The 11635-nt window shown below is 72.6% G+C and carries 11 protein-coding genes; 1 reads left to right on the top strand and 10 read right to left on the bottom strand.

Features of this window, described 5'->3' with window-relative positions; all coding sequences use genetic code 11:
- Positions 1-175: 175 nt before the first annotated feature.
- Both ABLM29_RS02860 and ABLM29_RS02855 read right to left on the bottom strand, forming a co-directional pair.
- Positions 176-706 (bottom strand): RDD family protein, encoded by a 531-nt coding sequence (locus tag ABLM29_RS02860; RefSeq protein WP_349712250.1) that lies wholly within the window; start codon positions 704-706, stop codon positions 176-178.
- On the bottom strand, positions 703-1194 hold the full coding sequence (locus ABLM29_RS02855) for a hypothetical protein (protein WP_349712249.1): 492 nt from the start codon (positions 1192-1194) through the stop codon (positions 703-705). The genes ABLM29_RS02860 and ABLM29_RS02855 overlap by 4 nt, the downstream gene beginning before the upstream one ends.
- A gap of 69 nt (positions 1195-1263) precedes the next feature.
- On the opposite strand from ABLM29_RS02855, the gene cls reads away from it, so the two are divergent.
- Positions 1264-2745: a cardiolipin synthase gene (gene cls / locus ABLM29_RS02850; protein WP_349712246.1), complete on the top strand. Its 1482-nt coding sequence runs from the start codon at positions 1264-1266 to the stop codon at positions 2743-2745.
- A 40-nt stretch (positions 2746-2785) separates the two neighbouring features.
- On the opposite strand, the gene ABLM29_RS02845 is transcribed toward cls, so the two are convergent.
- From ABLM29_RS02845 to ABLM29_RS02810, 8 genes are all read right to left on the bottom strand, one after another.
- Positions 2786-3574, bottom strand: a complete 789-nt coding sequence (locus ABLM29_RS02845; protein WP_349712244.1) for a prepilin peptidase — start codon at positions 3572-3574, stop codon at positions 2786-2788.
- A 1-nt stretch (position 3575) separates the two neighbouring features.
- Positions 3576-5837, bottom strand: a complete 2262-nt coding sequence (locus tag ABLM29_RS02840) for a hypothetical protein (RefSeq protein WP_349712243.1) — start codon at positions 5835-5837, stop codon at positions 3576-3578.
- Positions 5834-6532 (bottom strand): PulJ/GspJ family protein, encoded by a 699-nt coding sequence (locus ABLM29_RS02835; RefSeq protein WP_349712241.1) that lies wholly within the window; start codon positions 6530-6532, stop codon positions 5834-5836. Before ABLM29_RS02835 ends, ABLM29_RS02840 begins: the two co-directional genes overlap by 4 nt.
- Entirely contained in the window at positions 6523-7014 is a 492-nt protein-coding gene (locus ABLM29_RS02830) for a type II secretion system protein (RefSeq protein ID WP_349712239.1), read from the bottom strand. The genes ABLM29_RS02835 and ABLM29_RS02830 overlap by 10 nt, the downstream gene beginning before the upstream one ends.
- Positions 7011-8216 carry a type II secretion system F family protein gene (locus tag ABLM29_RS02825; protein WP_349712237.1) on the bottom strand — a complete coding sequence of 402 codons (1206 nt, stop codon included), beginning with the start codon at positions 8214-8216 and terminating at the stop codon, positions 7011-7013. The genes ABLM29_RS02830 and ABLM29_RS02825 overlap by 4 nt, the downstream gene beginning before the upstream one ends.
- A 1-nt stretch (position 8217) precedes the next feature.
- A complete protein-coding gene (locus tag ABLM29_RS02820) occupies positions 8218-9987 on the bottom strand; it encodes a GspE/PulE family protein (RefSeq protein WP_349712236.1) in 1770 nt (589 codons plus the stop codon).
- Positions 9984-11102 carry a type IV pilus twitching motility protein PilT gene (locus ABLM29_RS02815; RefSeq protein ID WP_349712233.1) on the bottom strand — a complete coding sequence of 373 codons (1119 nt, stop codon included), beginning with the start codon at positions 11100-11102 and terminating at the stop codon, positions 9984-9986. Before ABLM29_RS02815 ends, ABLM29_RS02820 begins: the two co-directional genes overlap by 4 nt.
- 84 nt (positions 11103-11186) lie before the next feature.
- Positions 11187-11537, bottom strand: coding sequence for a competence type IV pilus major pilin ComGC (locus ABLM29_RS02810; RefSeq protein ID WP_349712230.1), 351 nt, complete (start codon positions 11535-11537; stop codon positions 11187-11189).
- Between the last annotated feature and the right edge of the window lie 98 nt (positions 11538-11635).

Below are 11635 nucleotides of genomic sequence, written 5' to 3'. Positions count from 1 at the left end.
AGGCTCGCTTCGCTCGCACCTCAACCACCGACAGGGCTCGCTTCGCTCGCACCTCAACCACCGACAGGGCTCGCTTCGCTCGCACCTCAACCACCGAAAGGGCTCGCTTCGCTCGCACCTCAACCACCGAAAGGGCTCGCTTCGCTCGCACCTCAACCACCGGTCGGCTCGCGGGCTAGGAGGTGCCGCCGTGCGTGTTCAGGTACGCCGACAGCGGGGCCGGCAGCTCGGCCGGCCGGTCGCCCCAGTCGTAGACCACGGCGGTCCGGGCGACCAGGTCGTGCAGCGCGCGGTGGTCGCGGCGCAGGACGATCAGCACCAGGCCGACCCCGAAGAACGACGTGCTCACCGGCAGCATCAGCACCCGCACCACCGCCTGGCCGCTGTGCAGCGGCTCGCCGTCGCGGCCCACCACCTTGAGGCCGACCAGCGCCTTGCCGACGGTCTTGCCGGCGACGGCGGTGGTGACGATCAGGTAGAAGCCGGCCCAGCCGAACAGCGCCAGGGTGGCCACGAGGCCCGAGGCCCAGTCGGTGCCGATCCCGAGCAGCACGTCGAGCAGGAAGCGGCCCACCCAGACGCCGACGGTGAAGCCGCCGATCACCACGCCGAGGTCGATCGCCGCGGCGACGGCACGGCTCACGCCGCCGGCGTACCGGCCCGAGACGGAGCCGCGGGAACCGGCCGTGCCCGCCGGAGCGGTCATCGGGGACCCACCAGGCCGGCCGGTCCGGGCTGCTCCAGCGGCGGGCGCCGCAGGACCCGGTCCACGAGGTTCGCGAGGACGGCGTCGAGCCCGACGATCTGACGGCGGGCCACGTCGAGGGTGCGGCCGGCCAGGGTCCCGGTGGTCTCCGCGACGATGTCGGGGATCCCCGCGCGGCGCACCACGCCCTCCAGGTCGACCCCCTCGAGCAGCGCCTGGATGTCGGCGCGCGCGAGCAGCCGGTCGATGTCGACCCGGTCCAGCAGGCCGTCGATGTCGATGCGGTCCAGCAGACGGTCGACCTCGATGCGGTCCAGCAGCCGGTTCGGGTCGACCCGGTCGAGCAGGTGGTTGATGTCGACGTGGTCGAGCAGCGCGTCGACGTCGATGTGGTCGAGCACCACCTCCGGCGGGACCGCGTCGACCACCCGGCCGGTCACGGCGCCGACCGCGCGGCCCAGGAAGCCCGGCTGGCTCTCGTCGCTCACGGAAGCAGACTCCCACGACTCTCGCCCGCTTGCCGGGACCCCGGTCGATCCAGCCCCTAGGGTTTCGCCATGGAACAGGACCTCGTGGCCATACTGGCACTGACGTTCGCCGCGCTCCTCATCATCCTCGCCGTGGGGCTGCGGGTCATCGCGCTGGGCGTCATCCCGGGCAACCGGAAGCCCTCGACGGGCATGGCCTGGCTGCTGCTGATCCTGATCGACCCCTTCCTCGGCTTCCTGTTCTTCCTGACCTTCGGTCGGATCCGGGTCGGCGGCAAGCGGATGCAGCGCCAGGCGGAGGCGCGCGCGGCGATCAGCGAGCCCGCCGCCGCGCTCCACCTCGCCTATGACGCGAGCGGGCAGCGGCCGGCGTACCGGACGGTCTTCGCGCTCAACGAGCGGCTCGGCGCGCTCCCGGTGACCGACGGCAACGAGGTCCAGCTGTGGCCGGACTACTACGGCGTGATCGACGAGATGGCCGCGGAGGTGGACCGGGCCCAGAGCCACGTGCACGCCGAGTTCTACATCACCGCGTGGGACGAGGTCACCGACCCGCTCTTCCAGGCGATGATCCGCGCCACGGAGCGCGGCGTCGCGGTGCGGTTCCTCTTCGACCACCTCGGCTCCCGCGGGCTCCCGGTCTACAAGGACATGCTCAAGCGCCTGGACCAGACCGACATCGAGTACCACCCGATGCTGCCGATCCAGCCCCTCAAGGGCACCTGGCGCCGCCCCGACCTGCGCAACCACCGCAAGCTGCTCGTGGTCGACGGCAGCGTCGGCTTCACCGGCTCCCTCAACATGACCGAGCGCGGCTACAACAAGCCGAAGAACCACAAGCTGGGACGGGAGTGGGTCGAGCTGATGGTGCGGCTGGAGGGTCCTGTCGTCGGCGCGCTGAACGCGGTCTTCGCCTCCGACTGGTACGTCGAGACCGGCGAGGTCGTCGACCTGGTCGCCGTCCACGGCGAGCCCGACGCCCGCGACACCGAGGTCTTCGACGTGCCGTGCCAGATCATCCCGAGCGGCCCCGGCATCGTCGCCGAGAACAACCTGCGGATGTTCACCGCGCTGATCTACGCCGCCAACGACCGGATCTCGCTCACCTCGCCGTACTTCGTGCCCGACGAGTCGCTGCTCTACGCCGTCACCACCGCCGCCCAGCGCGGGGTCGACGTGGAGCTCTTCGTCAGCGAGGTCTCCGACCAGTTCATGGTCGGCCACGCGCAGGCCTCCTACTACCGCGCGCTGCTGGAGGCGGGGGTGCGGATCTACCAGTACCCGGCGCCCCTCATCCTGCACAGCAAGCACTTCACCATCGACGACGACGTCGCGGTGGTCGGCTCCAGCAACATGGACCTGCGATCGTTCGCGCTCAACTTCGAGATCTCCCTGCTGATGCCGGACCCCAACGTGGTGACCAAGATGCGCGAGGTCGAGGACTCCTACCGCGCGCTCTCCAAGGAGCTCACGCTCGAGGAGTGGAAGCAGCGGCCGGCGCGGAAGAAGTACGTCGACAACGTCATGCGCCTCTCCGCAGCGCTGCAGTGACGCCGGAACGCGGGTCGTGTGCGGCCCATGTGGCGTGGCCTCAGAGGCCCACGGCGCCGAGGTAGGCGTCACCGAGCCGCCCGGCGCCGAGGATCGCCGCCCACGCGGCCAGCAGCATGAACGGCCCGAACGGCACCGCAGTGCGGCGGCCGGCGCGGCCGCCGGCGATGAGCAGCAGGCCGGCCAGGGCGCCGAGCACGAAGGCGCCGAGGGCGCCGACGAGGAACGTGCCCCAGGAGAGGTACGCCGTCAGCGCGCCCACGAGCGGGGCCAGCTTCACGTCGCCGAAGCCCATGCCGCCCGGCGCGAGCAGCCAGACCGCGAGGTAGAACGCGCCGAGCGCCAGCGCGCCGAGCAGCGCCCGGAGCAGCGCGCCCGGGTCGCCGGCGAGCAGGAGCAGCCCACCCAGCACCGGGTACGCCGGCCCGACGATCGCGTCCGGCAGCCGCCGTACGTCCAGGTCGATCAGCGCCAGCGCGATCGCGATCGCGGTGAAGGCGAGGTAGGCGGGCAGCAGCCGCAGCCCCTCGACGCCGCCGGGGTCGGTCGCGAACCGGAGCGCGACCAGCGCGAAGGCGACGCCGGTGCCGGCCTCGACCAGCGGGTAGCGGACGCCGATCGGCGCGGCGCAGTCGCGGCAGCGCCCCCGCAGCACCAGCCAGCCGAGCACCGGCACGTTGTGCCGGGCCCGGATCGGGGCGCCGCACGCCGGGCAGGCCGAGGGCGGGCTGACCACCGAGGCGCCGACCGGCACCCGGTGCGCGACCACGTTGAGGAACGACCCGATGGCGAGGCCGAGCAGCCCCGCGACGACGACCGGCGCGACCACGTCAGCGCTGCTCCGCCCAGCTGAGCACCTCGATCCGGCGGTTGCCCGCCGTGGGGAGGCCCTCGTCGCCGTACGGCGGATCGGTGATCTTCACCCGGGCGGTCAGGGCGCGGCTCCCCCCGGAGGAACAGGTGGCCGCGTCCGGGCAGACGTAGACCTCCAGGTCCACCACCGTGGTGAAGGCGCCGATGCCAGCGCCGAGGTCCGGGATCCCCGCGAGCGGGTAGCCGTAGCGCCCCCACTGGCCGCCGATCATGTCGATCGACCGGGCGGCGATGCCGCCGCGCACCGAGACCATCGGCCCGAAGGTGGGGTTGGTGAGCGTCAGGCCGTACTCGAGCGAGACGTCCCCGTTGCGGGCGTAGACCGCGCCGTTCACCACGAACCTCGGCCAGTTGTTGGGATAGCCCGACTGCCAGGGGTAGAAGATCTCGAGGAACGGATCCGCCGAGGGCGTGCTCCCGGCGTGGACCGCCGGGGGGTAGTACTCCAGCCGGAGCGAGGCCGCGTCCACGGTCAGGGTGCGCGCGGTCCCGATCGTCGGCGTGTAGGTGAGGTCGATGGTGGGCGCCCCGGCGGCGGGTGCACCGGCATGGACCCACGACGCGAGTGCACCGAGGCTCGCACCGGGCACGGTCACGGTGTCGGCGGCCGGCAGCGTGGTGCGCAACGGAAGGTCGACCGTGCCCGACATCCCGGTCACCTTGACCTTCACACGGTCGAGACCACCGGAGACCGCCTGGCTGACGACGATGCTCGCTCCCTTCAGCACCGATCCGGGCGGCGGTGCCGTGTCCGGGGCGAGGCCACCGAGCGAGAGCGCCGCCTTCTGCCCGGTCGCGGCCGCGCCGGTCCAGGTGGCGGCCAGCCGGGTCGGCGACTCGTCAGCGGCGGCCAGCGCCGACGCGGTGGCGCCGGCGAAGCCCGGCGTCGAGCCGGTGGTGGCGACCGTAGTCGCGGTGGCCGTCGTGGCCGACGGCGTGGAGGAGCCGTCGACGGGGGCGGCGCCCGCGGCCTGCTGCTGGATCACCACCGGCGGCTCGGTGGCACTGTAGGTGCCGCAGAGCTCGATCTTGGGGGTCTGGTTGTAGCGGGAGATGTCGAGGGCGGTGACCGGGACGATCGACTCCATCCGGCTGTTGCCGCCGAAGACGAAGCGGACGCCGTCCGCGGTGGGGTCGCTGAGCGGGCTGACGCACGCCCCCGGGATCAGGGTCGGGTTCCCCGGGGACCGGGTGCCGCCGATGATCGTGCGGGAGCCGGTGACCCGCCAGACGTTGTCGCCGCTCATCAGGCCGTTGCCCAGGCCGGCGGAGAGCTCGTTCTGGAAGTCGAAGTAGTACAGGCCGGGCCTGAACACCGAGACGCTGCAGGAGTTGACCCGGTCGCTGAGCGTCGTGGCGTTGTCGTAGTAGCCGGGGTCGAAGGTGCAGGTGCCGCTGACGTTCGCCACGGCGGAGGGGTCGCGCGGCGTGGCGTCGGTGAGGGCGGTGAGGGCGGTCAACGCGTCGGCGACCGTCGGGCTGGTCAGCGAGCCGCTGCTCGGCACGTCCGTGCACAGCTTCACCCCGGTGTAGCCGGACGGGCCGTTGCACCGGTAGGGAGCCTGTCCCTGCCCCGAGATGGTGAGCGCCGGGTTGTTGTAGGCGCGGTAGAACAGCGTGTGGTAGTACTTCGTCAGCCTCACGTCGCCGCTGGCCGCGACGCCGCCGCGGACCTCCAGCAGCCCGCCGCCGTCGTAGGTGATGTCGCCACCGAACGCCGTCAGCGCCCGGGGGAAGGTGTTCTGCGCGGTCTGGACGACGCCGCCGCCCCCGCCGTAGAGCCCGGTGCCGGCCACCTTGGTGCACTCCACCCGCGCCGAGGTCGGGGCCGCGCTCGCGTCCGCGGCGGGCAGGAGTCCGTTGAGCACCAGCGCGTCGCGGGCACTCCCACCGCTCAGGCCGAAGCACCCGGCACCGTCGCCGGCGTCGGTGTAGACCCAGTCGGCGGCGCTCGGAGAGCCGTCGCCATCGGGGTCGGGGGCGGTGATCCCGGGAGCCTTCCCACCCAGGCGCAGGTCGTTGATCGCGATCTTGGCCGCGGCGTCGGCGGCACCCGCCCGGTCGGCCACCCGCCCCAGCGCCACGGTCGCGCTCAGGTTGGTGGTGCCGTGGCTCAGCACCGCGGCCGTGACCACGGCGACGACGGTGACCACGATCAGCGCGATGATGAGCACCGCGCCCCTGTCCGGCTGCTCCCCGCCGATCCGTCCCCGCCTCATCGCTGCCTCCGCTCGGCGATCACGGTCGCGGTGTAGCCCGCCCCCTCGTTCGCGGCGTCCCTGATCTGCAGGGTGATCGCGACGGTCCGCGGCGGCGTGCTCGCCGCGCAGTCGGCACTCGCGCCGGCCGCGTCGGTGCAGGCGACCGTCGGCACCGCCGCCAGGTGCCGGGCGAGCACGTTGCGCTGCGCTGCTCCGCCGCCGCAGCGGACGCGGCTGAGCCGCAGTCCGCCGTCGACGGTGTCGGTGACGTACGCGGCCGCCGCGACCGCCGGGACCCACGCGTCGAGCGGGTCGGCCACCCCCACCGGGTAGTCGTTCCAGGCGAACCCGACCACCAGGTCGCCGCTCAGCCCGCTCCCGCAGGCGGACGGTACGTCGGCGGGCCCCGCCCCGGAGGTCCATACGCTCGGCCGGGTGGGCACCGGGTCGCCCGCGCTCGCCGGGGTGAAGTCGCGCAGACCCAGGCTGCCGACGTCCTGCTGCCAGTACGCCGAGACGAACTGCTGGTCCGTCGTCTCGTTGAGCCGCGCCTCGGTGTCCCGGGTGACCTTCAGGTGCTGGAGCACGATGCCGGTCAGCGGGACCACGATCACCCCGAGGATGGCGATCGCGAGGATCAGCTCCATCAGCGTGAAGCCGTCGTCGCCGCCGCGCCCGGCGGCCCGGGCGACCGGCATGCTGTTCAGGCGCACGGCGAGGCTCCCGCCGCGTCGCAGGACCGGCGCAGGACCAGGGTCGTCGACTCCTCGGCGCGCCCGTCCGCGCTGCGCACGGTGAGCCGCACCCGCTGCAGGCCGAGGTCGTTGCCGGCCGTGCAGTCGTCGGTCCAGGCGCTGCCGTTCCAGCGCCGCGCCCTCGCCTGGCTCGCCGTGTAGGAGGAGCCGAGGGTGTAGGAGCCCGCGACCGCGCTCGTGTAGTGGTCGGCCGCCGCGCACGGCGCGTAGCCGCCGTCGGCGACGTAGCGCTGGACCGCCTCGGCGAGGCTGCGCACCGTGGTCCCGCCGACGGCCTGCTTCCGGTTGATGTCGGAGACCTTCACCGAGGTCTGCAACCCAGCGAGAACGGCGACCCCGGCGACCGCCAGGATCGTCACAGCGACCAGGGTCTCGATCAGGGTGACGCCGTCGTCGGCGCGCCGCGACGCACGCAGCCGTCCGACCAGCCGCTCCCTCACGTACCCACCTGGCCGTAGACCGTGTACATGGCCTTCACGAGCGCGATGGCGACGAAGCCGACCATCCCGCCCATCACGACGATCACCAGCGGCTCGAACAGCGCGGTGAGCCGGGCGACCTTGTAGGTCAGCTCGGTCTCGTAGTACTCGGCGGTGACCTCGAGTTGGACGTCCATCGACCCGGTCTCCTCCCCCACCCGCAGCATCGCGGTGGCGGTGCCCGGGAAGAGGCGGGTGCGGGCCAGCGGGCCGGCGATCCCCTGGCCCTCCATCATCTGCTCGGTCACCTCGTCCAGGCGGCGGATGAAGACCCGGTTGTGCAGCGAGTCGGTGGCGGTTCGCATCGCCTCCTGGAGGCTGACGCCGGCGCCCACCATCGACGCCATGGTCCGGCAGAACCGCTCGACCAGCGCGTACTGGATCGTCTCCCCCAGCACCGGCACCTCCAGCAGGAAGGCGTCGCGCAGGTAGCGGCCGCGCTCGAAGCGGAGCAGGAAGGAGGTGAGCAGGGCCACCATCGCGACCACCCCGAGGATCGCCCACCACCAGCTCCCGAGGAAGTCCGTGACCGCCAGCAGCATCCGGGTCGGCAGCGGCAGCTCCGCGTCGAGCTCGGCGAAGAACTCCTTGAACTTCGGCAGGACGTAGACCGACAGCACCACCACGGTGAAGATCGACATCGCGGCCACGGCGCTCGGGTAGACCATCGCCGACTTGATCCGGCGCCGGGCCTCGAGGTCGCGCTCGATGTACAGCGCGAGCTGGGTCAGCGCGCCGTCCAGCTCGCCGGTGAGCTCGGCGGAGCGGACGATGGCGCGGTAGTAGTCGCCGAACACCTTGGGGTAGCGCTCCAGGGTGTCGGAGAACCGCTCGCCGGTGCGCAGGCCGTCCTCGATCGAGTGCATCATCCGGCGTACGGCGGAGCTCTCCGCCTCCGCGCCGATGCCGTGCACCGCGTCGAGGATGGGCAGCCCGGCACGCAGGAACGCCGCGATCTGCCGCGACAGGTGCATCACCTCGACCTTGGTGACCCGGGGCCCGCCGATCTCGTAGGCGAGCAGGCCCGGCTTCTCCGAGATCCGCAGGTCGCGCACGTCGCGCTCGTAGAGCGCCAGCTCCGCGGCCGCCCGGGTGTCGGCCTTGTGCGTGCCCTTGACCCGCTCGCCGTCCAGGTCGACGCCGACGTAGGCGTAGCGCGGCATCTCAGACCCCCGCCACGTAGATCGAGCGCATCACCTCGGCCGCGGTGGTGGTCCCCTCGGCGACCAGCCGGACCGCCTGCTCCTGCAGTGTGCGCATGCCCTGGCGGCGGGCCAGCCGGCGCATCTCGTCGTGCGGTGCCTGGGCGACGATCAGCGCGCGCACCTCGTCGCTGACCACCAGCATCTCGTAGACGCCGATCCGGTCCAGGAAGCCGGTGTGGGCGCAGAAGTGGCAACCGGCGCCGCGGCGGTAGCCGCCCTGGGGCTCCTCGCCGCCGACCGACTCCAGGAAGGCCCGCTCCTCGGCGGTCGGCCGGTAGGGCTCGAGGCAGGAGGTGCAGCTGCGCCGGACCAGCCGCTGGGCCATCACCGCGGTCACCGAGGAGGCGATCAGGAACGCCTCGATGCCCATGTCGAGCAGCCGGTAGAGCGCGGAGACCGCGTCGGTGGCGTGCAGCGAGGAGAGCACCAGGTGACCGGTCAGCGCCGACTGGACCGCGATCCGGGCGGTGTCGACGTCGCGGATCTCGCCGACCAGGATCACGTCCGGGTCCTGCCGCAGGATCGACTTGAGCCCGCCGGCGAAGGTGATCCCCGCCTGCTCGTTGATCTGGATCTGGTTGATCGAGTCGAAGGTGTACTCGACCGGGTCCTCGATCGTCATCAGGTTCTTGTCGGTGCTGTCCAGCTCGCCCAGCGAGGCGTAGAGGGTCGTGGTCTTGCCGCCGCCGGTCGGGCCCGCGCAGATCACCATGCCGAACGGCGAGCGGATCAGCCGGCCGTAGCGCTCGGCGACATCGGCCGGCATCCCGAGCTGGCCGAGGTCGAAGAGCGGTCGGCTCTTGTCCAGCACCCGGAGCACGACCTTCTCACCGCCGACCACCGACGTCGTGGAGACCCGGATGTCGACCTCGCGGCCCTCGATCTCCGTGCTGATCTGGCCGTCCTGCGGGCGTCGCCGCTCGACGATGTTCATGCCGCCGAGGATCTTCACGCGGCTCACGATCGCCGGGCCGATCGACTCCGGCAGGTCCAGCACCTCGACGAGCGCGCCGTCGATCCGGTAGCGGACCCGGACCCGCTTGCCGGCGGGCTCGACGTGGATGTCGGAGGCGCGGTCGCGCAGCGCCTGGGTGATGATCATCTGCACCACCCGGACCACCGGCGCGTCCTCGTTGGCGGCGACCGCCTCGAGCTGGGCGGCCTCGCGGCGCAGGGCGTCGCGGGCCTCGTAGACCTCGACCTGGTGGCGTACCTCCCGGGTCGCGCGGTAGGCCAGCTCGATGGCCCGGTCCAGGTCGCGCGGCGTCGCCACCACCGGCCGGACCGTGCGGCCCAGCGCCGCGTTCAGGCCGGCGAGCGCCTCCGGCGCCGGATCGAGGACGGCGACGGCGACGGACTCGACGGTCGGCGCGTCCCCGGCCTCGTCCGTCGGCGCTCCGAGGCCGACCGGGAGCGCGCGCAAGCTCCGCGCCTGCTCGAGGGTGAGCAGCGCCGCCGCCTGCGGGTCGACCTCCAGGGCGCGGAAGTCGGCGACCTCGGCCCCGTGGTGGTCGGCCAGCGCCGTGGCCACCGCGGCCTCGGTGACGATGCCCGCGACCACCAGCCGCTCGGCCAGCGTGTCGCCGTCGGCGCGCGCCGCGACGTCGAGCTGGTAGGGCTGGACCAGTCCGGCGCCGACCAGGACCCGGCCCAGGCGCTCGTCGGCGCTCTCGACCCGCGGGGCCAGGACCTCGCTGTCCGCCCCGCCCTTGCGCCTCTTCCGCCTCACCGGTGCCGTCCCACCGCCACCGGGGCGACCGTCGCGCTCAGCCGGGGCCGCGTGACGACGTCCTTCGGGTAGAGGCTGCGGGCGAGCGCCTCCTCCTCGCTGACCACGCCCTCCTGGACGAGGGAAGAGAGCGACTGCTCGAGCGTGACCATGCCGTCGCGCGTCCCGGTGACCAGGGCGTTGCGCAGCTGGTGGGTCTTGCCCTCCTTGATCAGGTTGCGCACCGCCGTCGTCGCCACCAGCACCTCGTGGGCGGCCACCAGTCCCCCGCCGATCCGCGGCAGCAGCCGCTGGTAGACGACGCAGGAGAGCGCCGACGCGAGCTGCACCCGCACCTGCTCCTGCTGCTCGGAGGGGAAGACGTCGATCATCCGGCCCAGCGACTGGGCGGTGTCGTTGGTGTGCAGCGTGGCGAAGACCAGGTGGCCGGTCTCGGCCAGCGTCAGCGCGAACGCGATGGACTCCAGGTCGCGCATCTCGCCGACCAGCAGCACGTCGGGGTCCTCGCGGAGCACCGAGCGCAGCGCGTCGTTGAAGCTCCAGGTGTCGGTGCCCACCTCGCGCTGGCTGACCGCCGAGCGCTTGTGCTCGTGGACGTACTCGATCGGGTCCTCGACGGTGACGATGTGGCAGGCCCGGTGGGTGTTGACCTGGTCGAGCATCGAGGCCAGCGTCGTCGACTTGCCCGAGCCGGTCGGGCCGGTGACCAGGACCAGGCCCTGCCGCTGGAGGGAGACCTCGCGCAGCACCGGCGGCAGCCCGAGCTCCTCGGGCGTGGGGATCGCGCGGGGCACCATCCGCAGCGCGATCGCGGTGGTGCCGCGCTGGGTGTAGGCGTTGCCGCGGACCCGGGCGTTCTCGCGCCAGGAGAACGCGAAGTCGAACTCGTGCTGGGTCGCCCAGGCGCCCTGCTGCTCGTGGCTGAGCAGCTCGGCGACCAGGCTGTCGGTGTCCGCCGCGGTGAGCACCGGGGCGCCGGGCATCGGGCCCAGCTCGCCGTCGACGCGGATCATCGGCGGCAGGCCGACCGTGAGCAGCAGGTCGGTGCCGCGCGACTGCCAGAGGATGGCGAGCAGCATGTCGATCCGCTCACCGACGCGACTCGCGTGGTGCATGGGTACCTCCGGGGCCCGAGGACGGGACGTGGGCGGGCCGCCGCCGGTGCGGCGGCGGCCCGCTACGGGATGGTGCGGGGTGGGTCAGCAGGCGGAGCCGCCGGTGACAGTGCCGCTCGCGGCGACGTAGGTCACCCGCACCGTCGCGTCGACCGCGGCGGCGCTCGGGTCCGACTTGAGGAAGTCGGGCACCAGCGCCGCCAGGCTGGCCGGGTTGCTGCCGTTCTGGGCGTAGAACGCCTCCACCGCCGTCTCGGCAGTGGACACGTTCGCCTCGCACGCGGCCGCCTCACCGGTGTCGTTGATGCCGCGCACCGAGAAGACCACGACCGCGGCCAGCACGCCGAGGATCACGATGACGATGAGGAGCTCGATCAGGGTGAAACCGGCCTGGTCGCGACGGGCGGCGCGGAGGCGGTCAAGGGGAGCAAGCATGCGGAAGTACCTCGCTGTGTTGGCGTCGGGGAGCACGCGCGCACCGGGTGTGACACGGTGTCGCGGGTGTTAACAGAGAACGATCCCGACGGCCTCTC

This window comes from Nocardioides sp. YIM 152588 (assembly GCF_040191335.1).
Taxonomy (GTDB): Bacteria; Actinomycetota; Actinomycetes; order Propionibacteriales; family Nocardioidaceae; genus Nocardioides.
The sequence above is the reverse complement of the archived record's forward strand: the minus strand, read 5'-3'. Positions and strand labels throughout refer to the sequence as shown.